A 24,624-nucleotide genomic window follows, 5' to 3' on the forward strand; every position below is an offset into this window, starting at 1 on the left:
CCAAAGGATGTCCGGCCGAAAAGTGTCCGGCGTCGCTGTTGGTTTTTTTGGCGTTACGACGTCGGGATGTAGTTGTGGCGTTGGCTCGCGTGCCAGGGGATGGCGAGCCGTTCGATCACGTCGATGACCCAGAAAAGCACCACCCCGATCAGCGCCAGCACCACCAGGGCCGCGAACATCAGGGGAAGTTCGAAGTTGCCGATGGAGCGCTGCAGGACGAAACCGATGCCGGAATTCGCCCCCACGAACTCGCCCACCACGGCGCCCACCACGGCCAGCGTGATCGACACCTTCAGGCCGGCGAAGATGGCCGGCATGGCGTGCGGCAGGCTGACCATGCGGAAGGTCTGAAGGCGCGTCGCCTTCATGGACTTGGCGAGGTCCATCATGTCGCCGTCCACCGACTTGAAGCCCTGCACCGCCGACACGACGATGGGGAAGAAAGCCAGCAGGAAGGCGGAAATCACCTTGGGCAGCAGCCCGAAGCCGAACCACACCACGAACAGCGGCGCGATGGCGACCTTTGGGATCGACTGCGAGAAGACCAGCAGCGGGTAGACGTAGGATTCCACCGTCTTCGACCCGGCGATCAGCATGGCGATGGGAATGCCGAACAGCACCGACAGGGCGAAGCCGCCCAAGGTCGCCAGCGTGGTCGGCACCGACGCCGCCAGGAGCTGGTCCCAATCCGCGGCGAGCGCCAAGGCCACGTCGCCCGGTTTCGGTATCAGATAGGGCGGGATCGCGAAGATCCGCACCGACAGGTCCCACAGGACGGTCAGGACCACCAGGAACAGCACCGGCCGGAACCAGCCGGAATTGAGCAGACGCAGCAGCGTGGCACCTGTCCCGCCCCGTCGCGCCGCCGTTCCCGAAGCGGGACCGCCACGGGACGCATTCCCGTGAGCCGCCGCATCGACAGCCATCGCTCCTCCTCCCCCGGTCGTTGCGGCGCCGACGTGAGGCGCTCTTTTAACCGGCTGGTTAAAAGTAAGCCCGGTGCGGCGAAGCGGTCAACCCTGCCAAAGAGGTAGGACGGATGGTCAGGTATGCGGATTATTCATGATGAAACCACCGGCATGAAACCACCGGCGGACTCACGCCCGCAGCGAGGACAGGATCAGTTCCACCATATGATCCAGCCGCTCCGCCTTGGCCTCCTCGGCGAGCAGGTCGCGGCCGAAGATGACCGACAGGGTGTGGACGTTGGACAGGTAGAAGTAGGACTGGCCGGCGATGGAAATGTAGAGCTGCACCGGGTCCACCCCGGCCCGGAAGATCCCTGTGGCGACGCCGCGCTCCAGCACATCGGCGATCATCTGCACGAAGGGCGAATGCATGGCGTGGACCTTGTCGGAGGTCTTCAGCAGCTCCGCCCGGTGCAGATTCTCGATGTTCAGCAGCGCCATGAACTCGGGATGGTCGAGGAAATATTGCCAGGTGAAGTGGATCAGCCGGGCGATGGCGGCGGGCGGGTCCAGCGTCTCCAGGCTCAGCGTGCGTTCGGTGGCGCGGATGTGCGCGTAGGCGCCCTCCAGCACCGCCAGATACAGGCTCTCCTTGTTGCCGACATGGTAGTAGAGCATGCGCTTGTTGGTTCCGGCGACCTCGGCGATCCGCTCCACGCGGGCGCCGCCCAACCCATGGCGCGCGAACTCCTCCGTCGCGGCGGCGAGGATGCGCGCGCGGGTGCCCTCCGGGTCGCGGGTGACCTTTGCGGGTTTGGCCGGCGCGGGTTTGGCCGGCTTGGCTGCGGAAAGGCTCTTCTTCGGGTCGGTCAGCGTGTCCATCCAGGCCGGTCCTCGCATGGCGCGGCCGGAGGGCAAGCCGCAATGCGTTCCAATGTGGGGCATATCAGCCGAAACGGAAAGACGAAGCGGCGCTACCGGCTCAACAGCGTCGCGCCGCGCCAGATGCCGGGCTGCATCGCGCCGGCGGAGTCGATGGCCGCGCCCGGACCGTCCTGGATGCCGCCGCGGAACTGACCGACATGACGGGTGCCGCCGCGCATCGACAGTTCGCCCGGCCCCGCCGGAAGCCGGTCCACCACCACGCCGTTGAACCGCTCTCCGTTGGTGAAGGCCAGTTCGCCGTGACCGTCGACGCGGCCCTGGCGCACCTCGCCCGCGTAGGAATCGCCGTTGGCGAAGCGGTAGACGCCCGGCCCGTTCGGCACGGCGTTCACGAAAGTCCCCTCGAAGCGGTCGCCGGATGGGAAGCCCAGAACGCCGTAACCGGACATCTGGTCGTTCTTCCACTCCCCCTCATAGACCTGACCGTTGGCGAAGCGGTAGACGCCGACGCCGTTCCGGCTGATCGTCCCCTGGATGGAGAAGTTGCCCAGCCCGCGGTTCCACGCCCCCTCGTAGACATCGCCGTTGGGGAAGCGGTGCACCCCAAAGCCCGACTCCCCGCCGCGGGCCTGACCGGCGGCGCGGCGGGCGGCGGCCTGGGCCTCGCGCGCCTTCGCCTCCGCCCCGCGCCCGGCGGTGGCCGAACGGGCGGCACGGGCGGCGGCGTTGCGGCCAGCCTGCACGGCGTCGCGGTAGGGTTCGGCCAGCCCGGCGAGGACCGGGTCCATGCCGGTGGTGGTGCGCCCCGCGGCGCTTTCCCCGCCACCTTCGGGAAGAGCGGCCAGCCGCGTCGGACCGGTCGTGCCGGACAGCGCGCCGGCCACCGGATCGACGTCGTTGCGGACCACCGTGGGCGGCGGGTAGGCGCTGGGCGCCGCACCGCCCGCCGCACCACCCATGGACACCGCCTCACCCGGCCGGCCCGCCAGAGTCCCGGTGGTGACGTAGCCCTCCTGCCCAGACGAATCGCGCACCAGCACCCAGCCGGAGTCGGGGGCGGCCTGGAGCAGCGTCACCCGCTGCCCCTGTTCCAGATCACGCAGGCTGCGGGCGCCCAGCACCGGACGGGCGAACAGGTTGGCGTCGCGCGCCACCGTATAGACTCCGGGCGTCAGCGCAGCCGACTGGGACTGCTGCGGGGGCTGCGTCGGCGGCTGGGCGGAGGCCACCGGCACCTCCTCCGGCTTGGCGAGGTTGCTGGCGAAGGCGAAGCCGGTCTTGCCGTCCTGCTCGACGCGCAGCCAGCCGCCGTTCCGCCGGGTCCGCCCGGTGACCGTGACCTCGCTGTCGTGGCGCAGCGTGCCGACGACCGCCGCCTTGGTGTCGGGACCGGCGCGCAGGTTGGTGTCGCGCGTTACCACCCGCTTCTCGTTCAGCGGGTCCACCTCGACCTCGGCGACCGCCGGGGCCGCCGGCTTCTCCTCCGCCTTCTGCGGCAGCGGCTTGGGTTCGATTGGCTTGGGTTCCACCGGCTTCGGTTCGGGGGCCGTCGCCTCCACGGCGGGCGGCGCCTCCTCCGTCCGGGCGACGACGGGGGCGGACGGCGCGCGCGAGCCGGGCACGAGCACGAGGTCGGTGCCCAGCCGGTCCTGCAGCCAGGGGTGCTGCGTCCCGCGGGTGCGTCCGACGACGGTGCGGGCGACCTCGGCCAGCGCGTCGCGCAGTGGCACGCCCGGCTTGACCATCTCCTGCGCCAGGGCGGTGGAGAAGGCGTCCGCTCCCTTGCCGGCCGCCGTCGCGGGCGGCGTGCCGGGCCGGTGCGAGTAGACGACGAACAGGTTGTCGAGCGCCGCCGGGGCCGCCAGCGCCGGCTTGACGGACCGCCCCTCCTCGCCCATCGCCGACGCCAGCCGGTCGGCCAGCGGGTGGGCGGGCACCGGGTCGAACACGGCGACGGCCTTGCGCCCGCTGCGCTGGATCTCCTTCAGCGCGTAGTCCAGCTCGATGGTGTCGAAGATCACGTCGTATTCCGAACCGGGCTTGGCGTCCACCGGTACCAGGAAGCCCTTCGCCGACAGGCTCAGCGCCACGCCGGAATAATAAAGGAAGCCCAGGTCGGCCTGCCCCAGCGCGTCCTGGAACCGGCTCAGCGCCGCGACCATGCCGCGGTGGTCGAGGTTCTCGGCGGCGGTGACGGTGAAGCCGGCGCGGCGCAGCGCATCGGCGACGACCGCCGCGTTGGCGCCCACCCCGGCGGCCGGGCCGCCCTCCTGGTACTGCGCGTTGCCGATCACCAGCGCGACGCGCTTGTCGTCGGCGAACGCCATGGGGGCAAAGGCACCGTTCGCCGTCACCAGAACCAGCGCAACAGTCCAAACGGCGCTCCGGGGCCAGCGCAACACGTCGATACCCTCCACCTGATTTTCTCTTTGACCACCCCTTTAGGGAGTCTTAGACCGCGGCGGCTGTAACGATTTTGGTCGAAGCCACCGCCGGCCTCATCATCGGACGGTCCGGTTCACGGATCGCCAAGCCTTTGAACGGTCAAGTCTAGCGCATTGGCCCGACACCAATTTCTGCAATTTCGGGGGCGCCGCGGTCCCTTCCGCAGACGGTGCGTCCCACCAACGAACGCGAGCGGGTTCAGTTCAGATCGCGGGCCACCCGCAGCCCGTCGGCGAAGTAGCGCACGTCGGCGTCGTAGCCGATGCGGGAGGTGACGGCGATGGCGTCCTGCCCGTCCCGCCAGGACCCGCCGCGCAGCACGCGCTTGCGGCAATCGCCCTCCGTCCAGGCGCTGCCGTCCGTCGGGGCGCCCCTGTAGCCGGGGTTCCAGCAGTCGGCGACCCACTCCGCCACCCCGCCGCTGGTGTCGTAGAGGCCGAAGGCGTTGGGCTGGAAACCGCCGACCGGCGCCGGCAGGGAGCGGTCAGCGCCCCCGCCGCAGTCCCGGCAGTTGGCCAGGCGCGCGCCCGGCGTCAGGCTGTCGCCCCAGGCGAAGCGCGCCGCGCTGCCGCCACGCGCCGCATACTCCCACTCGGCCTCGCTCGGCAGGCGGTAGCGCTGGCCGGTCTTGCGGCTGAGCCACTCGGTGTAGGCCAGCGCGTCCTCGACATGGATGTTGTGGACCGGCGTGTCGTCGGAGGGGTTGCGCATCCGCGGCATGGCGGTGCAGCCGCCCCCCTCCACGCAAGCCCGCCAGTTGGCGACCGTCACCTCATAGACGCCGATGGCGAAGGGCCGGGCGAAGGTGACGCGGCGGGGCGGGCGCTGGCTGGCGTCGCCGCGCTCGCTGCCCATGACGAAGCTGCCGGCGGGGATGCGCATCATCGGCGGGCAGGCCGGGCAATCCTGGAAGCTGCTGCCGTTGCCCTGCGCCCGCCCCTGCGAGCCCCCCGGCTGGACCGGCGCGGCGAGCGCCAGCCGCTGGCGGTCCTCCGGCCCGGCGGGGCGCAGCGCGGGGCCGCGGACGAAGCCCTGCACGCCGCCTTGGGTGCCGTCGTCCAGGGCCACCCGGTACCAGTCGGCGTCGGCGACCCGACCGAGCACCCGCACCGCGCCGTCCTTGCTGAGGGTGCCGACCCGTTCCGACCGCGCGTCCGGCCCGGCGCGCAGTTCCGCGTCGGCGACGGCCACATACATGCCCTCGCCGGCCGCGTCGAGTTGGAGTTCCGGTGGCGGCGTGGCTTTACCGTTGGACGCCCCATTGCCCGCCCCATTGCCCGCCGATCCGCTGCTCCCGGCCCCCCCGGCCGGGGCGGCGGCCGCGACCTTGGCCGATTCGGCGCGCAGCCGGTTCAGCCGATCCCGCGCCGGGGCGGCGAAGGGACCGCTGCCGAACAGCCGCAGGAAGGCGTCCAGCGCCTCGGCGTCGCGGCTGTCGCGCACGCGGCGCCACAGCGACTCCTCCAGATCGGCCTGCGGCGGGGCGGCGCCGGCCTCCTCGACCTCCAGAAGCGCGCTCATCGTCGTGCGCCCGCCGCGCCCGTCCTCGACCAGCACGCTGAACACCCCGGCGCGGCCCGCCGGCGCCCGCTCCGGGTCGAAGGTCAGGGCGGTCAGCCGTTCCGGCGCCAGCTTGTCGCCCGGTTTCAGCGGGGTGGTGCCGTCGCGGACCTTGCCTCTCTCCGGAACGGTGCTGACGGTGAAGGTCAGCGGGTCGCCGTCCGGGTCGGTCGGCACCTCCAGCCGCAGGCTGTTGACCACGGCGCGCACGCTGCGCTCGGCGACGGCGACCGGCGAACGGTTGCTCGGCTTGATGAGGATCGGGACGGCGCCCCGCGCCACCCCGCCGCGCCCATCCATCACCGCGAAATCGAAGCTGCCGGCATCGCCCAGGTGGGTGGCGTCGGCTCGGAAGGTCGCGGCGGTGAGCTGGTCAAGCGTCAGATAGTCGCCGATCAGCACCACCCGGTCACCGATGCGCACCCCGCCGCCGCGCGGCAGGCCGGTCACCTGGGCGAACAGCTGGTCGCTGTCGGGATCGCTGGGCCGCGCGATGCCAAGCCCCTCCGTCCCGCCGCGGTCGAACACCTCCAGCGTCTTGAAGGCGGCGAGCTGCGGCGGCCGGTTCTCCGGCAGCGGGTTGAAGTAGAAGGGAGCGGCCCCCAGCGATCCGTAGAGGAACGGCTCCTGCCGGCCCTGGGTGATCTGCATCACGTCGTCGCGCACGCGGCGGAAGAACAGGCTCAGCTCCAGCCCCGGCACGTCGAAGTTCTTCAGGAGGGAGGCGGTGTAGGGGCTGTGGTCGCCCTGCCCGTCCTCGGCCACCGCGTCGGCGCGGGTGGCCATGGCGACCAGCGTGTCGGTCGGCGTGTCGTCGATGCGGGCGAAGCCGGAATGGACCTCCGTCCGCTTGGTGCCCGACCGCACCAACCGGTCGGCGAAGGGGTTGTTGCGGCAGGCGTCCAGGATCAGGATGCCCAGCTTGCGCGCCTGGGCCAGCTCGCCCATCGGCAGGTTCAACGGCAGCGCCTCGTAGACCAGATCGCGCTCGCGCTCCAGCCGGGCGTCGGCGGGGATCAGGAAGTTGGTGCCGCCGACCTGCATGCCGTGCCCGGCGAAATAGAGCAGCGCCACGTCGGCCTGCGCCGCCTGGATGCCGAAGCCGCGCAACGCCTCCGCCATGCCGCGGTTGTCGAGGTCGTAGCGCTCCTCCACCGCGAAGCCAAGCTTGCGCAGGGCCGCCGACATGGCGCGGGCGTCGTTGCGCGGGTTGGGCAGTTCGGTGGCGTGACGGTAGGCGCCGACGCCGATGACCAGGGCGATGCGCTGCTCCGGCGCGGGGGCCGCCAGACCGGGCACCGCCCACGCCGCCACGGCCAGCAGAAGGCCGGCGGTCACCGCCAAAACGAAGCGGCACAAGACGAAACGGCGAAGACGCGCAGCCATGGTCACCCCATGCCATGGTCACCGGACGGCGGAGCGAGGACGCTCCCACATTCCAATCCGTCCAGTATTTGGCCGCGCAACCCGGAACAAGAGGACAAATCCGGCTAACGGCTCACCACAGGCGGGGGCATGGTCCCCCGCAAGAAAGGCGGAGCGCCCGGAGGGCGGGACCGGCGAATGCGCGATCCGGGGCGATGTTGTGCTTTCCCTTTTCCCGAAAGGTTTCTATATGACCCCTTCGACAACACAGGGATCATGCCATGCCGCCCGCCAAGCCGACGGTCGCCAAGATGACCGAAACCGAAATCGCCCGTGTGCAGACCTATCTGCGCAAGACGCTCGGCAACGACAAGATCATCATCCAGCCGCCCGAGAAGGCCGGCCAGTCCGCGGAGGTCATGCTGGGCGACGAGTTCGTCGGCACCCTGCACCGCGATGTGGACGAGGGTGAGGTTTCCTACGCCCTGCACGTCGTCATCCTGGAAGAAGACCTGCCGGCAGCCCCGACGGTCCGTCGCTGAGCCACGTCTTTCAGGCGTCTTTCCAGCGCGGTCCTCTCCCGCCCCGCGGCGGGAGGGGCGCTTGCCCGTGCGTCGATAGAACTTAGGACAAATGTCAGCCCGGCCGGCTGTGGCGGCGCAGTTCCGCGGCCAGCCCGGCCATCAGCGTCTCGCCGCCCGACAGGGTGAGGCCGCGCACCAGCACAAGCGCCGGCAGATGGTTGCGGCGCAGCAGCAGCAGCCGGTAGCCGGCGCGCCGCCGACGCCCCTTTCCCGGTTTCCCGTCCTCCTCCGCATCCACATCCCCACCGGCCAGCGCCAGTTCCTTCTGGTGCTGCTGCGGAGTCATCGTCTGGATGCGGGCCACGAACAGCGGGCGTTTGCCCTGCGGCGGATAGAGCGCCACCCCGCGGATCGTGTTGTGGGGGACAAGCTGTCCATGGGCGGTCAATCCGTCCGGCGCCACGACCAGACGCACGGCGCTGCGCCGCGCCGCCCGCAGCAGCGTGATCACCCACATCAGCAGAAGCGGCACCGCGCACAGCACTCCCAACCAGCGCAGCATCGAGGCCGTCGGTTCCAGCGTCAGTTCGGCCACGACGACGAAACCGGCCAGCAGCAGGGCGGCGTAGAGGAGATGGGCGTAGCGCTGGGGCGGCACGCTGGACGGCGACGCCTCGAACACCGTCGCCTGCCCCTTGTCTTCACGGGAGATCTCGACCTCGGGCATCCCGTCCGCATCCTCATCACGCCGCCACACACCGCCCTAATACCCTCGACGCGCCCAACATGCCAGAACAGCGGCACCCACCCGCCTGTCCAGCGATCCGGTCACCTGTCCAGTCTTCCAGACAGGTGCGGTTCGGACGCCCTTCCCGAAAGCACGGAAAACCGCCCGCCGGGAGCCCACCCAAGCGCTGGCATGGGCATTGCTTTCCTTTGCAACGAAGCGTCCCGTGGCCGCGTCGTTCCCTGTGGCCATGGCGGCGATTCCTCCAAAGCATCTGGCCGGCCGCACCGTCTTTTCCACGACGGGTGCGACCGGCACTTTTTTGGCGGACGTCAGTCGCCGGCCGGCGGCTCGGCAGCCTCGGTCGGGAAGTCGGCGGGAAGCGTGATCTCCAGCATCTCCAGATCGTCGGAATGGGCGATCTCGACATGCCGGATGCCCGGCGGCTGATGCACGCAGGAACCGGCCTGCAACAGCACCTCCCCCACGCCTTCGTAAGCGAACTTCACCCAGCCCTTCAGCACATAGACCATCTGGAAATCCAGCGCGTGCCGGTGCCAGCCGCCGTGCGACGGCTCGCCAGGGCGGGCGCGGATGACGTGGGCGTTCGCCTTGCCCGCCGTGGCGGCGCGGATGCCGAGGTCGCGGTATTCGAAGAAGGGCCGCAGCCCGTCGCGCTTGAAGTCCGCCGGATCGGGGTGGCTGACCGCGAAGGTCACCGAATCATTCGCGGGCGCGTCGTTTTTGGACATGCCGTTTCCTCCCATCGTCATTGATTGCTCCGAGTATGACCGAAAGCCGCGTATACGGCATACCCCCGCCGCGCACGGCGCCATTGCGGTCCATGCAGGGCGCCGCGCTATAGTGATGCCCGCCGCGCAAAAGACGTGGCCGCCAAAGAAGAAATGCCCGATCGGGAGGAAAGCATGGATCACGCCGTCGCGGAGTCCGCCGGACAGCCGCCACTGCCGCAGGACGTCGCCGTCAACCCTATCCGCTCCGCCGCGGACTGGCAGAACCAGCGCGCCGCCTGCGCGGCCGATCCCGGCACTTTCCACGGCGCCATCGCCGCGGAGACGATCCACTGGTTCGACGGCGCGCACTGGCTGATGCGCGAGGCGGACGGCGTGTGGCGCGGCTGGGACGCCACCACGGGCGAGGCGGCGGAGCGGGTGGACTGGACGCCCTGGACCCGGGCCTTCGACGGGTCGGAGGCGCCCTTCTACCGCTGGTTCGCGGGCGGGCTGACCAATGCCGCCTTCAACGAGGTGGACCGCCACGTCCTGTCCGGCCATGGGGCCGAGACCGCCTACTGGTACGAGGGCGACCGCTGGGACGCCGCCGCCAACGGCGGGCGCGGCGGCCCGGTCCATCACGTCACGCTGACCCGGCGCGAGCTGCTGGTCCGCTCCGCGCTGGCCGCTCTGGCGCTGCGCGGGCTGGGGTTGAGGCAAGGCGACCGCATCGCGCTGAACATGCCCAACATCCTCGACCAGATCGTCTGGACGGAGGGGGCGAAGCGCATTGGCGTCATCTACACCGCGGTGTTCGGCGGCTTTTCCGACAAGACGCTGTCCGACCGCATCGAGAACGCCGGCGCCCGCGTCGTCATCACCGCCGACGGAGCCAGCCGCAACGCCGAGATGGCTCCCTTCAAGGAAGCCTACAGCGACCCGGCGCTCGACCGTTTCGTCGCCCTGCCCACGGCGCTGCGCATCACCGAGGAGGTGCTGCGCGCCAAGCTGGGCGACGATGGGTTGATGGAACCGGTGCGCCGCGGGCTGGAGGGGGAGATCACCGTCGCCCCCGCCGACGTGATGCGGGAGCTGGGCCGGGCGCTGGACCGCGCCGGGACGCTCGACGCCGCCACCGTGGCCGACCTGCGCGCCAGCGTCGCCGAGGCGCTGACCGCCGCCCCGCCGCGGGTCGAGGCGGTGATCGTCGTCCGCCACGCCGGCCTGCCCGACATCCCCTGGACCGAGGGCCGCGACGTCTGGGCGCACGAGCTGCTGGCGAAGGCCGAGGCGGAGCTGTGCGCCGCCGCCGGGCTGCCCGGCATGGAGGCGTTGCGAGCGCTGAACGACCAGGCGCTCTACACCGCCATCGCCAAGGCCGTGCCCTGCGTGCCGGTGGACGCCGAGTATCCGCTGTTCATCATCTACACCTCCGGCTCCACCGGGAAGCCGAAGGGCGTGGTGCATGTCCATGGCGGCTACGTCGCCGGCCTCGCCCACACCATGAAGGTCAGCTTCGACGCGCTGCCGGGGCGCGACGCGATCTACGTCGTCGCCGATCCCGGCTGGATCACCGGGCAGAGCTACCTCATCACCGCCAGCCTCGCCGCCCGCATCCCCGGCATCGTGACGGAGGGGGCGCCGGTCTTCCCCAACGCCGGGCGCTTCGCCTCGATCATCGAGCGGCACAAGGTCACCATCTTCAAGGCGGGCGTGACCTTCCTGAAGACGGTCATGACCCACCCGGAAAACCGCGCCGACGTGGAGCGCTACGACCGCTCGTCCTTGCGTGTCGCGACCTTCTGCGCGGAGCCGACCAGCCCGGCCGTCCAGGCCTTCGGCATGGCGGTGATGACGCCGCAGTACATCAACAGCTATTGGGCGACCGAGCATGGCGGCATCGTCTGGACCCACCCCTACGGCAACCCCGACCAGCCGCTGCGCGCCGACGCCCACACCTACCCGCTGCCCTGGGTTCTCGGCGACGTCTGGGTGCCCGAGAGCGAGCCGGACGACGCCGGCCGCGTCGCCTTCCGCCCCGCCGAGCCGGAGGAGAAGGGCGAGATCGTCGTCACCGCCCCCTACCCCTACCTGACGCGCACTATCTGGGGCGACGCGGAGCGTGTCGGCCAACCCGGCTGGAAGGGCGACTTCAACCGCTTCGTGACGACCTACTTCGGGCGTTTCCGCGACACGCATGGCAAGCCGGTCTGGGCCTACCTGCAAGGCGACTTCGCGCGGCGCTACGAGGACGGCAGCTTCAGCCTGCACGGGCGGTCCGACGACGTCATCAACGTGTCCGGCCACCGCATGGGCACCGAGGAGATCGAGGGCGCGATCCTGCGCGACAAGCAGATCAATCCCGACAGCCCGGTCGGCAACGTCATCGTGGTCGGCGCCCCCCACCGCGAGAAGGGCCTGACCCCCGTCGCCTTCGTCCTGCCCGCCAAGGGCCGCGACATCACCGCCGATGACGAACGCCGGCTAAAGGATCTGGTGCGTCAGGAGAAGGGCGCGGTCGCCGTTCCCTCCGATATCCTGGCCGTCCCGGCCTTTCCCGAGACGCGCTCCGGCAAATACATGCGCCGCTTCCTGACGGCGATGATGAACGGGGAGCCGCTGGGCGACACCTCCACCCTGCGCAACCCGGAATGCCTGACCGACCTGGAGGCGCGCATCGCCGCCTGGACGCGCGGCCAGCAGCGGGCCGAGGAACAGACCCTCATCGAGCGGCAGCGCTTCCTGTCGGTTCAGTACGACCGGCTGGCCGACAGCGTGCGGATGGCGACCGTCACCATCGACAATCCGCCGGTCAACGCCCTGTCCGACCGCCTGCTCGACGAGCTGGACACGCTGGTCGCCCATCTCGCTCGGCGGAACGATGTGCGCGCCGTGGTGATCACCGGCACGGGCCGCAACTTCGTGGCCGGTGCCGACATCCGCCAGCTTCTCGACGAGGTGCGGGACGAGAGCGAGGCCCGCGCCCTGCCCGCCAAGGCCCACGCCGTCTTCCGCGCCATCGCGGCACTGGACAAGCCGGTGTTCGCGGCGATCCGCGGCGTGGCGCTGGGCGGCGGCTGCGAACTGGCCATGGCCTGCCATGTGCGGGTGGCCGATCCCCGCGCCCGGCTGGGCCAGCCGGAGATCAACCTGTTCCTGCCGCCCGGCTATGGCGGCACGCAGCGCCTGCCGCGCCTGCTGCTGCGCAAGGACCCGGAGCGGGGGTATGAACGCGCGCTGGAGATCCTGCTGTCCGGGCGCCAGATCGACGCGGAAACCGCGCTGGAGTATGGGCTGGTCGATGTGGTGGCGCGCGGGGCGGACGACGCGCTGACGCTGGCGAAGGCGATGGCCCGCGACGCCGTACTTGCCCCCACCCTAACCCTCCCCCGCTTCGCAGGGGAGGGAACTCCGCCGCCCACCGACGAAACCCTCCCCTGCGCAGCGGGGGAGGGAGGGGCCCGCGAAGCGGGAGGGTGGGGGCAATATTCCGCCGAAACCGCACGCCTCCTCCGCCAAGCCCACAGCGTCGGCCGCGGCCTGGTCGCCGACACCATCGTCCGACTGGTCGACACCGGCTTGCGCGATGGCATCGACGCCGGCACCGAAGCCGAGATCGACGCCTTCGCCCGCTTCCTCCTCGACCCGGCCAACGGCGCCAAGAAGGGCATCGCCCTGTTCCTGGAGAAGAAGTCGCCGCCCCTGCCCGCCCGTCCGCGGCGCGACAGCCGCGACGGCGTGCTGCCCATCGGCAGCCCCTTCGTGCCCGGCGCCACCCCCCTGCCCAGCTGGCAACTCGCCCAGGCCGTCGTCCGCGACCTGGAGACCGGCGCGGCCGCCCATGGCGATCCGGCGCAGGCCGAAACCGAAGTCGTCATCCCCGTCCCCGAACCCGGCCCCAACCAGGCGCTCGTCTACGTCCTCGCGTCGGAGGTCAACTACAACGACGTCTGGGCGCTGACCGGCATCCCCATCTCCCTGTTCGACGAGCATGACGAGGACGTGCACGTCACCGGCTCCGGCGGCGTCGGCATGGTCGTGCGCATGGGCGAGGCGTTGCAGGCGCAGGGGCGGCTGGCGGTCGGCGATCTGGTCGCCGTCTATTCCGGCGTCTCCGACCTGCTCGACCCGGAGGCCGGGGCCGACCCGATGTTCACCGACTTCCACATCCAGGGCTACCAGTCGCCGGACGGCAGCCACCAGCAGTTCATGCTGGCCGACGGGCCGCAGCTCTTCCCCCTGCCGCCCGGCCTCGCGCTGGAGGAGGCGGGGAGCTACATGCTCGCCGCCGGCACCGGCTACCGTGCACTGTTCACCGCGCTCGACGTGCAGCCCGGCAAGCGCCTGCTGGTCGAGGGCGCGGCGGGCGGCACCGGCGCCTGGACCGTCGAGCTGGCACTGGCCCGGCGCATGAAGGTGACCGGTATGGTGTCGTCGGAACGCCGCGCCGCCGCGATCCGCGCCCGCGGGGCGGCGGCGGTGGACCGCTCCGTCGCCGAGGCCGCCTTCACCCGCATCCCCGCCGACCCCGACCAGTGGGCGGCGTGGGAGGAGGCCGGGCGCCCCTACCTCGACGCCCTGCGCGCCGCCAACGGCGGCAACCTCGTGGACTACGCGGTCAGCCACGCCGGCGAAGCGACCTTCCCGCGTACCTTCCAGTCGCTGGCCGAGGGCGGCGCGCTGACCTTCTTCGGTGCCTCCAGCGGCTACCACATGACCTTCCTCGGCAAGCCCGGTTCCGCCGAGCGGGCGGAGATGCTGCGCCGCGCCCGTCTGCGCCCCGGCGAGGCCGTGCTGGTCTTCTACGGCGCCGGGGCGGTGGGGCTGCGCGACGACATGGCGCTGTCAGCCATCGAGGCGGCGCGCGAGAGCGGCGCCCGCGTCTGCGTCGTCACCGACCGGGACTCCGAACGCGACTTCGTGCTGTCGCTGGGCTACGGCGAGGCGCTGGCCGGCGCCGTGTCGCTGGCCGAGATCGCGCGCCGCGTGCCGCATTTCGACTGGCCCGACACCATGCCGGACCTGCCCGACCCGCAGCGCGAGACCGCCGCCTTCAAGGAGGCGGTGCGGCTGTTCACCGAGGACACGTTCAAGCCGCTGGGCCAGGCGGTGGGCCGCATCCTGCGCGCCGCCGACAACCCGCGCGGCATGCCGGACGTGGTGGTGGAGCGGGCGCGGCGCGACACGCTGGCCGTCTCGACCATGCTGGTGAAGCCGCACACGGGCCGCGTCGTCTATTGCGGTGACATGAGTGGTCGTCGCTACAGCTTCTACGCGCCACAGGTGTGGATGCGCCAGCGCCGCGTCCTGATGCCATCCGCGACCATCGTCGGCACGCATCTTTCGAACGCTGCGGAAATCGCAGGGCTGAACCGCGTCATTGCGTCGGGGGCGGTCCGTATGCCAACGACATACCTCGGTCACTGGGAGGAGCTGCCCACGCTCCATCAAGCCATGTGGGAGAACCGCCTGCCGGAAGCGACCGGCGGCGCCGCCAAGGCCGTCGTGAACCACGCGCTGCCGGAAGCGGGCCTGACCTCGCGGGACGAACTGCTGATCGCCTGGGCGGGGTCGGCAACAGGAAAGGGACAATGAGGCTTATCATCAAGGACCTGTGCCACCGCTACGACGACCTCGTCGTGCTGGACGGCATCGACCTGACGGTGCAGGAGGGGGAGGTTCTGGCCGTCATCGGCCCGTCGGGCTGCGGCAAGTCCACCCTGCTCGGCATCGCCGGCGGCATCGTGGCGCCCAGCTCCGGCACCATCGCGGTGGCGGGCGAGGTGCCGGACGGCTGCCTGAACCCGATCACCTTCATCTTCCAGGACTTCGCCCTGCTGCCCTGGCGCAGCGTCGAGGACAACCTGTCGCTCGTCCTCGAACATCACCCGCTGTCGGCCGCGGAGCGGGCGGAGCGCATCGAATCCGGCCTGCGCCGCATGGGGCTGTGGGACTTCCGCAAGGCGCTGCCCAAGCAGTTGTCGGGCGGCATGCGCCAGCGCGTCGGCATCGCCCGCGCGCTGGCCGTGCGCCCGGCCATGCTGCTGCTGGACGAGCCGCTGTCGGCGCTCGACGCCCAGACGCGCGAGCTGCTGATGGAGGATTTCCTGTCGCTCTGGCAGCGCGAGCGGACGACCGCCCTCTACGTCACCCACAATCTGGACGAGGCGCTGCGGCTGGCCGACCGGGTCGTCGTGCTGAGCCGCCGCCCCGGCCGCCTGCGCGAGATCGTGACCATCGAGGAGCCGCGCGACCAGCGGCTGGAGCCCTCCGCCCAGGCCCATCTGGCGGAGGTGCGCGACCGGCTGTGGCACCTGATCCGGGCCGAGGCCCAACTGGCCGACCGGGAGATCGCCGATGCCTGATACTCCTTTGACCGGCACCAGTCTCCCGCTTCAGGATCGCTCCCCGTCGCAACCCGTCCGCTTCCGCGGCGGCGGCTTCACGGTCAAGGGGCACCGCTGGGCGGCCCTGCTCGCCTTCCTGGTCCTGATCGCGGTGTGGGAGTCAATCAACCGCTTCGGCCTCGTCAGCGAGCTGTTCCTGCCGCCGCCCAGCGCCGTCGCCTCGGCGCTGGCCGCCATGGCGCAGGACGGGTCGCTGTGGCAGCACCTGAAGGCGTCGCTGATGCGCATCGGCGTGGGGTGGGTCATGGGCACGGTGGCCGGCATGGCCGTGGGCTTCGCCATGGGCATCGGCTCGGTCGCGCGGGCGGTCGGCGTGCCGCTGGTTTCGGCCTTCTTCCCGATCCCGAAGATCGCGCTGCTGCCGCTGTTCATCCTGTGGTTCGGCATCGGCGAGCCGTCGAAGTTCGCCACCATCGGCTTCGGCGTCTTCTTCCCCACGGTGATCGCCACCTACAGCGCCATCGATTCGGTGCCGCGCAACCTGATCCGCATGGCGCAGAGCTTCGGCCTGCCCTGGGCGTCGATCCTGCGCAAGATCGTGCTTCCCGGCGCCCTGCCCGGCATCCTCGCCGGCTTCCGCATCACCGCCTCCATCGCGCTGATCCTGGTGGTCGCGGCGGAGATGATCGGGGCGGAATACGGCATCGGCGCCTTCGTCCTGACCGCCGGCAACCTGATGCTGACCGACCAGCTCCTGGCCGGCGTGCTGGTTCTCTCGTTGCTCGGCCTGAGCATCGGGACCGTGCTGTCCATCCTGGAACGCCGCCTGCTGAAATGGCGGTGAGAAAAATGATGATTGAGAAGGGAGACTGAGAATGACCGTCGTGCGTTGGAGCCGCCGTTTGGTTCTGGGTGCAATGGGTGCTGCGGCCCTGGCGCTGGCCGGGACGCCCGCCGCCGAGGCGCAGGGGTTGGAGAAGACCTCGATCGGCGTGCTGGCGCTGGCCTCCTCCGGCCCGATCTTCATCGCCAAGTCCAAGGGGTATTTCGAGAAGGAAGGGCTGGACGTCGATCTGAAGATGTTCACCTCGGCCCAGCAGGTTCCGGTGGCCGTGGCCTCGGGCGACGTCGATTTCGGCGTGACCGGCCTGACGGCGGGCTTCTACAACCTGGCATCCAAGGGTGCGGTGACCATGATCGCCGCGCAGAGCCGCGACGAGCCGGGCTTCCAGCTCAGCGCCTATGTGGCGACCAAGGCGGCGCACGACGCCGGGCTGACCAAGCCGGCCGATCTCAAGGGCAAGCGCATCGCCATCACCACGGTCGGCTCGACCTTCCATTACATGGTCGGCCTGCTCGGCCAGAAGCACGGCTTCTCGGTCAAGGACGTGACCATGGTGGCGATGCAGGACGTGCCGAAGATGGTCGCCGCCTTCAAGGGCGGTCAGGTGGACGCGGTGATCGCCCCGGTGACGGTGGCCCGCCAGCTGGCATCCGAAGGCTCCGGCACCATCCTGGGCTGGGTCGGCGACGAGACGCCGTGGCAGCTCGGCGCCCTCTTCACCAGCCCGAAGACCGTCGCCCAGCGCCGCCCGCTGGCCGAGAAGTTCGTCAGCGCCTATCTGACCGCGCTGGCCGAGTACCACGCCGCCTTCAACGCCAAGGACGCGTCGGGCGCCGTGGTGAAAGGTCCCGGCTACGACGAGTTGCTGGCGATCATCGCCGAGGCGACGAAGCAGAAGCCCGAGGTGGTCGCCGCCGGCCTGCCCTATGTCGAGCCGAAGGGCAAGCTGCTGGTCGACGACATCGTCAACCAAGTGAAGTTCTGGCAGTCCGAAGGCCAGGTGGACAAGGCGCTGGACGCCAAGTCCGTCATGAACCTGACCTTCGTGAAGTGAAGGCAGATCTTACCGCTTGCCCGGCCCGTAGACCTTCGGCTGGGAGAAGTTGATGTGGTCGAGAAGCTCCTGCGTCGGACAGCCGTCCACCGGGAGCTTCGCGGCCTTCTGATAGGCGCGGATGGCGGAGCGGGTGTTGGGGCCGATCTTCCCGTCGATCACGCCGGGACGGAAGCCCTGCTCGGTCAGGGTCTTCTGGATGCCTTCGACATAGGCGAAATACATGTCCGGCGTCATCGAGTCCGTCGGACAGGCAGCGTAGGCCGGGGTCGCGAAGGCCGTGGCGGCCAGGAAGGCGGCGAACAGGCTGCGGTTCATGGTCTCTCTCCGTTTCTTGTTGCGGAGATCAACAACGCAGAGGCCGCGTTTCTTCCCAAGGGGTAAAAATAGGGCCAGGGGATAAAAAGGGGGGGTGCATTGCCCCCACCCTAACCCTCCCCCGCTTCGCAGGGGAGGGGACTTGATTCTCCCTCCCCTGCGAGAGCGGGGGAGGGCCGGGGTGGGGGCAAGGACCTACCCCATCCGCACTCACGCAGCCGCGTCGTCGCTCTGCCCCTTAAGCCGGGCGGCCAGAGCCGCTTCCAGGAACATGTCCAGGTCACCGTCCAGCACCGCCTGGCTCTGCGAGGTCTCCACGTCGGTCCGCAAGTCCTTCACCATCTGGTAGGGGTGCAGGACGTAGGAACGGATCTGGTGACCCCAGCCGATGTCGCTCTTGGTCGCCTCAAGCGCGGCGGCGGCGTCCTCGCGGATCTTCAACTCCCGCTCGTACAGGCGGGCGCGCAGCATGTCCCACGCCTTGGCGCGGTTCTTGTGCTGCGAGCGCTCCTGCTGGCAGGCCACCACGATGCCGGTCGGCAGGTGGGTGATGCGGATCGCCGAGTCCGTCTTGTTGACGTGCTGGCCGCCGGCGCCCGACGCCCGGAAGGTGTCGATGCGGCAGTCCTTCTCGTTGATCTCGATGTTGATCTTGTCGTCGATCACCGGAGACACCGAGACGGCGGCGAAGCTGGTCTGGCGGCGCGCCTGGCTGTCGAACGGGCTGATGCGCACCAGACGGTGCACCCCGGCCTCGGTCTTCAGCCAGCCATAGGCGTTGTGGCCGCTGATCTGCGCGGTGGCGGACTTGATGCCGGCCTCTTCGCCGGGGCTCTCTTCGAGCCACTGCGTCTTGTAGCCGTGCTGTTCCGCCCAGCGGAGATACATGCGCATCAGCATCAGCGCCCAATCCTGGGCCTCCGTGCCGCCGGCGCCGGCGTTCACCTCGATGAAGCAGTCGTTGGCGTCCGCCTCGCCCGAGAGCAGGCTCTCGATCTGGAGCTTCGCGGCGCGGTCGCGCAGCGCGTAGAGCTGGGCCTCGGCGTCGGCGACCACGGTCGCGTCACCCTCGGCCTCGCCCATCTCGATCAGCTCCAGGCTGTCGGACAGATCGCGCTCCAGCGCGCGGTAGCCGTTCACCGAGGTTTCGAGCTGGGTGCGCTCGCGCATGATGGTCTGCGCGCGGGACGGGTCGTCCCACAGCTTGGGGTCTTCGGCGTGGGCGTTCAGTTCGTCGAGACGACGCAGCGCGTTATCCCAGTCAAAGATGCCTCCTCAGCAGCGCCAGCGATTCTCTAATCTCGCCGGCGGCCGCTTCGATCTCGGCCCGCATCGCAGTGCCTCCTCGTCAGCCAGAGTTGAACCAGTGTCTTGGCCCTTATGTAGCGGGTTGGGAGCGGCGTTGCACCCTCTTATTCCACGGGCGCTCCGGCTTCCGCGACGCTGGACCAGACCGGAACGGTAACCCGCCGGAGCGCCGCACCGTCACAGGGACAGCCGGGCAACCCACTCGGATGAAACCGTTTTTGCGGCGCAAAACCACTTTCGCGGCGCGAATAGGTGGCAGTTCCCCATGATAGCGTCACCGACGTTCGTGCCCGTCGTCCGGCGGGTGCGGGCTGTCGGCGCCCCCGTTCCCCAACAACAATAGCGTGGCCCCCCGATGAACTTCACCAGCCTGGGGTTCCTGCTGTTCATCACGGCCTTCACGGCGGGCTTCATGATGCTCGCCCGGACGCGGCTGTTCACGCCGCTGCTGCTGGTGTCCAGCTACATCTTCTACGGCTTCTGGGATTACCGCTTCTGCCTGCTGCTCGCCGGCACGACGCTGCTCGACTTCTATTGCGGCCTGCGCATCGCCGACGCGCCGAACCGGGCCACCGCCCGCATCTTCATGCAGATAAGCCTCGCCGCCAATCTGGCGATCCTGTTCTTTTTCAAATACTTCAACTTCTTCATCGACAGCGCGCAGGTGGCGCTGGCCTCGCTCGGCCTCGACGTCGGTCACCGCACGCTGTCCATCATCCTGCCGGTCGGCATTTCCTTCTACACATTCCAGAATCTCAGCTACACGCTGGACCTCTATCTTGGCCATCTGGAGAAACCGGAGCGGTCGCTGCTGCGCTACGCGACCTTCGTCGCCTTCTTCCCGCAGCTCGTCGCCGGGCCGATCGTCCGGGCGCGCGACCTGCTGCCCCAAATCCAGAACGGCCCCAGCCACGACGTGAGCTTCGCCGTCCGCTTCGCCGGGCTGGAGAAGATCATCTGGGGCTATTTCCTCAAGCTCGGGCTGGCCGACAACGCCGCCGCCGTGGTTGACGCGCGCTTCGCCCAGCCCGAGTTCTTCAACGCACTGAACCACGTCATCGGGCTGATCTGCTTCTCGCTCCAGATCTACGGCGATTTCGCCGGCTATTCGCTGATCGCCATCGGTCTGGCGCAGATCTTCGGCTACACGCTCTGCCAGAACTTCGCCCGACCCTATTTCGCCATGGGCATGAAGGACTTCTGGCGGCGCTGGCACATCTCGCTGTCCACATGGTTCCGCGACTACGTCTACATCCCGATGGGCGGCGGACGCACCCACTGGCTGCGCATCCGCAACCTGACCATCGTGATGCTGGTGTCCGGCCTGTGGCACGGGGCCGCCTGGACCTTCGTCCTGTGGGGCGCCCTGCACGCCACACTGATGGCGGCGGAGGACGGCGTGCGCTGGCTGGCCAGGCGCAGCCCGCTGCGGCTGAGCGGCGCGCCGCTGATGGTGGGGAAGCTGCTGACCGTCGGGCTGGTCTTCCTTCTGATCACGCTGACCTGGCTGCCCTTCCGCGCCGACGACATGCACACGGTGCGGACCATTCTGGGCATCATCGCCGAGGGCGATTTCAGCCTGCCGCGCGGCATGCAGCAGATGAGCTATCTGGTCCGCGTCGCCCTGTTCGGCCTCGTCGTGCTGATGATCGACGCGATGATCGAGTTCGGGGCCGGGCGCCGCTACGCCGGGGTCAACGTCGTGGTCCGCTCCGCCGGCTGCGCCACGCTGATCCTGATGCTCCTGCTCTTCGGCAACTTCGCCAACCGATCCTTCATCTATTTCCAGTTCTGAGGGAGCCCGAACCATGATCCGCCTTTTGGCCGTCGTCGGACTGATCCTGGGCATGGTGGTCGCCATGGACCGCGCGGTGGCGTCCTGGATGGGCGACACGCTCCTCCAGTCGTCGGACCGCTTCATGACCGTCTACCGCGACGGGCCGCCCGCCGACGTGGTGATCCTGGGCAACTCCCGCGCCGACAACCACTTCCCGGTGGAGGAGGTGCAGGCGCTGACCTGCGGGCGGGTGCTGAACCTGGGCATGGGCGGCGCCCCCACCACGGTGGGCGACCTGCTGTGGGAGGATTACCTGGACCGACACGGCGCCCCCCGCCTGCTGCTGGTCGAGCCGACGAGCGTGGTCGACGATCCCAAGGCGCTCGCCGACCTGCCGCTGCTGGCCTACTACTCGGAGCGGGTGGACGGCTTCATCCGGCAGGTCGACGCCACCATGTGGGCCTCGAACAAGCTGTTCAACACGCTGATCTTCAACAACAACCAGACGATCCGGCTGGCCTTCGACGGGCTGCACCCGACCGGCGACCGGACGCTGACCGGCACCATGTCGCCCTTCCTCAAGGCCCAGCTCGACAAGGCGCCGACGGAGCGGATGGAGGGCTTTCAGCCGAACTGGGACGCGCTGGACCGCATCATCGGCACGGCGCGGGAGAAGGGCACGCGGGTCGCCGTGGTCATCACACCCTTCTTCCCCGGCTACATCGCGAAGGTGACCAACTTCGACGCCTTCTTCGAGGATCTGAAAGCCCGCCTGCCGCCCGACGTGCCGGTGATCGACACCCGCCGCGAGGTCGAGGACGAGGCCCATTTCGTGGACGCCCTGCACATCAACCAGGAGGGTGTCCGGCTGATGCTGGCGCGGATGGAGGACCGGCTGCGCCCGCTCGCCGACTGCCCCACCGACACGGCGCCCGCCGACGCCATCGCCCAGCTCCGCCCGGACACCCACACCGCCGCGCGGCCCTGATACCGCAGACGTTTGATGGCCTCCCATCAAACGCCTGCGGTTCAAACCCGACAGCACATGGCACAGCCATGTGCGAAAGGGTCATACGGCCGGCCGATCATGGAAATGTCCATGCGCCGGCCGTATGAAACTCCGCATAAAGAAAAAGCCCCGCCTCCCGAACCGGGAAGCGGGGCTTTTTCTTTGTCGAACATGTCCTGTTGAACCGGCCCGGTCAGTAGAGGCCGCCGGTCCCCACCGTCGCCGCCGAGGGCGGGGCCGCCGGAGCGCCCCAGCCGCCCGGCTGCTGCTGGGTCGCCGGATCGCCGCCGGGCACCCCACCGGTCCAACCGCCGTCCGCCGAGTGGGCCGAGCCGTCCAGCACCATCTGCGGCTGGTCAGGGTTCGGCTCCGTGCCGGGAATGAAGGCCTCCCAGATCGCCTTGCGCTCGCCGGGCTGGGCGAGGCGCCCGTTCTCCGGGTTGACGCGGACGAGGCGCAGACCGCGCGGCACGCGGAACGGCGTGGCCGGCTGGTCCTTCAGCGCCACCTCCATGACGTCCTTGAACACCGGAACCGCCGCCGAACCGCCGGTCTCCTTGGCGCCCAGCGAGCGCGGCTGGTCGAAGCCGATGTAGGTGCCGACCACTATGTCGGGCGAAAAGCCCATGAACCACGCGTCGTGGCTGTCGTTGGTCGTGCCGGTCTTGCCGGCCAGCGGCTTGCCCAGCGACAGCAGCTTCGTCGCCGTGCCGCGCTGCACCACGCCCTCCAGCATGGAGACCATCTGATAGACGGTGCGCGGGTCGTTCACCGGCTCCCGCGTGTCGGCGACGGCGGGAACGGCCAGCCCGTCGTTCCAGGCCACCTGGTTGCAGGAGGCGCAGGGACGCGTGTCATGGCGGAAGACGGTCTTGCCGTTGCGGTCCTGCACCCGGTCGATGAAGGTCGGGCTGACCCGCTTGCCGCCGTTGGCCAGCATGGCGTAGGCGGTGGCAAGGCGCAGCACCGTCGTCTCCCCCGCGCCGAGCGACATCGGCAGGTAGGGCTGGAGGTTGTCGGTGATGCCGAAATTCTCCGCCAGCGCCTTCACCTTGTCCATGCCGACGGCCTGGGCCAGACGGACGGTCATGACGTTCCGCGACTTCTCGATGCCGGCGCGCAGCGGCGTCGGGCCGTAGAATTCGTGGCTGTAGTTCTCCGGCCGCCAGATCGGCTGGCCGTGCCCGGGGTCGTACTCGAACGGGGCGTCCATGACCAGCGAGGACGGGGTGAAGCCCTGGTTCAGCGCCGTCAGATAAACGAAGGGCTTGAAGGAGGAGCCCGGCTGCCGCATCGCCTGGGTGGCGCGGTTGAAGGAACTCATCTGCGGGGAGAAGCCGCCGACCATGGCGAGCACCCGGCCGGTGTGCGGGTCGAGCGCGACCAGACCGCCCTGCACCGCCGGAACCTGCCGAAGCGCGTAGGTGCCCGCCGGCGGCTCCTTGCCCTTGTCGTCCTTGCCGGCGGCCTCGACCAGGATCAGGTCGCCCAGCTTGGCGACGTCGGAGGGGCGGCGGATCTCCGGGCCGAGCCGGTTGTCGTCGCGCTGCGCCCGCGCCCAGCGCAGCTCGGCCAGCGGCACCCGGCCGCGCGAGCCGTCCGGCAGGCCGATGTCGAGCGCCGCCGCCTCGTCGTCCTTCAGCACCACGGCCAGATGCCAGCCCTCGGAGCCGGCAGGCGGCGCCATGGAGGCGAGCTTCTTCGCCCAGTTGTCGAAATTCTCCATCTTGCCGACCGGTCCGCGGTAGCCGTGGCGGCGGTCGTACTGCACCAGCCCGGTGCGCAGCGCCTTGGTCGCCGCCTGCTGGAGCACCGGGTCCATCGAGGCGCGGACCGACAGGCCGCCCTCGTAGAGCGCCTGCTCGCCGTAGAGCTTCACCAGTTCGCGCCGGACCTCCTCGGCGAAATACTCCGACGTCACGTACTCCTGCTCGTCGCGCTTGCGCACGACCAGAGGCTTGGACTGGGCGATTTTGGCCTCTTCCGGGGTGATGTGCCCGTCCTCGGCCATGCGCCCGATCACCCAGTTGCGCCGCGCCACGGCGGCGTCGCGCTGGCGTTCCGGGTGGTAGTTGCTGGGCGCCTTGGGCAGGGCCGCCAGATAGGCCGCCTCCTCGATGTCCAGCTCGTCCAGCGCCTTGTTGAAGTAGTTCAGCGCCGCCGCCGCCACGCCGTAGGAACGGTATCCCAGGAAGATCTCGTTCAGGTACAGCTCGAGAATGCGGTCCTTGCTGAAGGCCCGCTCGATGCGGACCGCCAGGATCGCCTCCTTGATCTTGCGCGAGAAGGACACCTCGTTGGTCAGCAGCATGTTCTTGGCGACCTGCTGCGTGATCGTCGAGGCACCCATCGGCCGGCGGTCGCGGCCGAGATTCTCCACGTTGGTCAGGATGGCGCGGGCGATGCCGACGGGGTCGATGCCCTTGTGGTCGTAGAAGTTCTTGTCCTCGGCGGACAGGAAGGCGTTGGTCACGCGCTTCGGCATGGCGTCGATGGGGACGAACACGCGCTTTTCCGACGCGAACTCCGCCAGCAGACGTCCGTCACCCGCATGGACGCGGGTGGTCACCGGCGGTTCGTAGTTGGCGAGCTTGGTGTAGTCCGGCAGTTCGTGATCGTAATGGTCCAGCATGTAGACCAGCCCCCCCGCCCCGGCCAGGGCGAGGATCACGACGGCCATCAGGGCGGACAGAATAAAGCGCATGACGGTTCCCAGACAGGCATGGCGGCGGTCCCGCCGCCTTCGTCCGGGACAAAGACCGGGAAGACGCGGAACCATCCGATGGGCGGCATCCTACACCGCGAGGGGCGGCAGTCCG

16 protein-coding genes are annotated in these 24,624 nt (G+C 69.6%); 7 read left to right on the forward strand and 9 right to left on the reverse strand.

What is annotated here, in order from left to right; translation table 11 throughout:
* Positions 1–53 precede the first annotated feature (53 nt).
* The 4 genes from AC1DVI_RS20335 to AC1DVI_RS20350 form a co-directional block, all read right to left on the reverse strand.
* On the reverse strand, positions 54–926 hold the full coding sequence (locus AC1DVI_RS20335; protein ID WP_476959512.1) for an ABC transporter permease: 873 nt from the start codon (positions 924–926) through the stop codon (positions 54–56).
* 171 nt (positions 927–1,097) lie between these two features.
* On the reverse strand, positions 1,098–1,790 hold the full coding sequence (locus AC1DVI_RS20340; RefSeq protein ID WP_476959513.1) for a TetR family transcriptional regulator: 693 nt from the start codon (positions 1,788–1,790) through the stop codon (positions 1,098–1,100).
* A 92-nt stretch (positions 1,791–1,882) separates the two neighbouring features.
* Positions 1,883–4,120, reverse strand: a complete 2,238-nt coding sequence (locus tag AC1DVI_RS20345) for an SH3 domain-containing protein (RefSeq protein WP_476959514.1) — start codon at positions 4,118–4,120, stop codon at positions 1,883–1,885.
* Between the two features lie 316 nt (positions 4,121–4,436).
* Positions 4,437–7,184: an SUMF1/EgtB/PvdO family nonheme iron enzyme gene (locus tag AC1DVI_RS20350; protein WP_476959515.1), complete on the reverse strand. Its 2,748-nt coding sequence runs from the start codon at positions 7,182–7,184 to the stop codon at positions 4,437–4,439.
* A 260-nt stretch (positions 7,185–7,444) separates the two neighbouring features.
* Between AC1DVI_RS20350 and AC1DVI_RS20355 the strand changes: the two genes are divergently transcribed.
* Positions 7,445–7,705, forward strand: coding sequence for a DUF3126 family protein (locus AC1DVI_RS20355; protein WP_145626888.1), 261 nt, complete (start codon positions 7,445–7,447; stop codon positions 7,703–7,705).
* A 94-nt stretch (positions 7,706–7,799) separates the two neighbouring features.
* Here the strand turns inward: AC1DVI_RS20355 and AC1DVI_RS20360 are convergent, their stop codons facing one another.
* Both AC1DVI_RS20360 and AC1DVI_RS20365 read right to left on the reverse strand, forming a co-directional pair.
* A complete protein-coding gene (locus tag AC1DVI_RS20360; RefSeq protein WP_476959516.1) occupies positions 7,800–8,414 on the reverse strand; it encodes a hypothetical protein in 615 nt (204 codons plus the stop codon).
* A gap of 332 nt (positions 8,415–8,746) precedes the next feature.
* The gene (locus tag AC1DVI_RS20365; protein ID WP_476959517.1) at positions 8,747–9,166 is read right to left on the reverse strand and encodes a cupin domain-containing protein; all 420 of its coding nucleotides are present in this window, start codon (positions 9,164–9,166) and stop codon (positions 8,747–8,749) included.
* Positions 9,167–9,340: 174 nt separating this feature from the next.
* Between AC1DVI_RS20365 and AC1DVI_RS20370 the strand changes: the two genes are divergently transcribed.
* Genes AC1DVI_RS20370 through AC1DVI_RS20385 form a run of 4 tightly spaced genes read left to right on the forward strand, consistent with a single transcriptional unit; the run spans position 9,341 to position 17,393 of the window.
* Positions 9,341–14,743: an AMP-binding protein gene (locus AC1DVI_RS20370; protein WP_476959518.1), complete on the forward strand. Its 5,403-nt coding sequence runs from the start codon at positions 9,341–9,343 to the stop codon at positions 14,741–14,743.
* Positions 14,740–15,513, forward strand: coding sequence for an ABC transporter ATP-binding protein (locus tag AC1DVI_RS20375; protein ID WP_476959519.1), 774 nt, complete (start codon positions 14,740–14,742; stop codon positions 15,511–15,513). Before AC1DVI_RS20370 ends, AC1DVI_RS20375 begins: the two co-directional genes overlap by 4 nt.
* The gene (locus tag AC1DVI_RS20380; RefSeq protein ID WP_476959520.1) at positions 15,506–16,339 is read left to right on the forward strand and encodes an ABC transporter permease; all 834 of its coding nucleotides are present in this window, start codon (positions 15,506–15,508) and stop codon (positions 16,337–16,339) included. Before AC1DVI_RS20375 ends, AC1DVI_RS20380 begins: the two co-directional genes overlap by 8 nt.
* 31 nt (positions 16,340–16,370) lie before the next feature.
* A complete protein-coding gene (locus AC1DVI_RS20385) occupies positions 16,371–17,393 on the forward strand; it encodes an ABC transporter substrate-binding protein (protein ID WP_476959521.1) in 1,023 nt (340 codons plus the stop codon).
* A gap of 9 nt (positions 17,394–17,402) precedes the next feature.
* Here AC1DVI_RS20385 and AC1DVI_RS20390 read toward each other — a convergent pair whose 3' ends face one another.
* Positions 17,403–17,711: a peptidoglycan-binding domain-containing protein gene (locus AC1DVI_RS20390; RefSeq protein ID WP_114861539.1), complete on the reverse strand. Its 309-nt coding sequence runs from the start codon at positions 17,709–17,711 to the stop codon at positions 17,403–17,405.
* Positions 17,712–17,921: 210 nt separating this feature from the next.
* A protein-coding gene (gene prfB / locus AC1DVI_RS20395) for a peptide chain release factor 2 (RefSeq protein ID WP_476959522.1) occupies positions 17,922–19,044 on the reverse strand; the annotation gives its coding sequence in 2 pieces (ribosomal slippage) (positions 17,922–18,974 and positions 18,976–19,044; 1,122 coding nt in all).
* A 330-nt stretch (positions 19,045–19,374) separates the two neighbouring features.
* Here prfB and AC1DVI_RS20400 point away from each other — a divergent pair.
* Complete coding sequence (locus AC1DVI_RS20400; RefSeq protein ID WP_476959523.1) at positions 19,375–20,814, forward strand: MBOAT family O-acyltransferase; 1,440 nt, start codon at positions 19,375–19,377, stop codon at positions 20,812–20,814.
* Positions 20,815–20,827: 13 nt separating this feature from the next.
* Positions 20,828–21,784: a hypothetical protein gene (locus AC1DVI_RS20405; RefSeq protein WP_476959524.1), complete on the forward strand. Its 957-nt coding sequence runs from the start codon at positions 20,828–20,830 to the stop codon at positions 21,782–21,784.
* 214 nt (positions 21,785–21,998) lie between these two features.
* On the opposite strand, the gene AC1DVI_RS20410 is transcribed toward AC1DVI_RS20405, so the two are convergent.
* On the reverse strand, positions 21,999–24,509 hold the full coding sequence (locus tag AC1DVI_RS20410) for a penicillin-binding protein 1A (RefSeq protein ID WP_476959525.1): 2,511 nt from the start codon (positions 24,507–24,509) through the stop codon (positions 21,999–22,001).
* Between the last annotated feature and the right edge of the window lie 115 nt (positions 24,510–24,624).

This window comes from Azospirillum sp. P4_B5 (assembly GCF_056402275.1).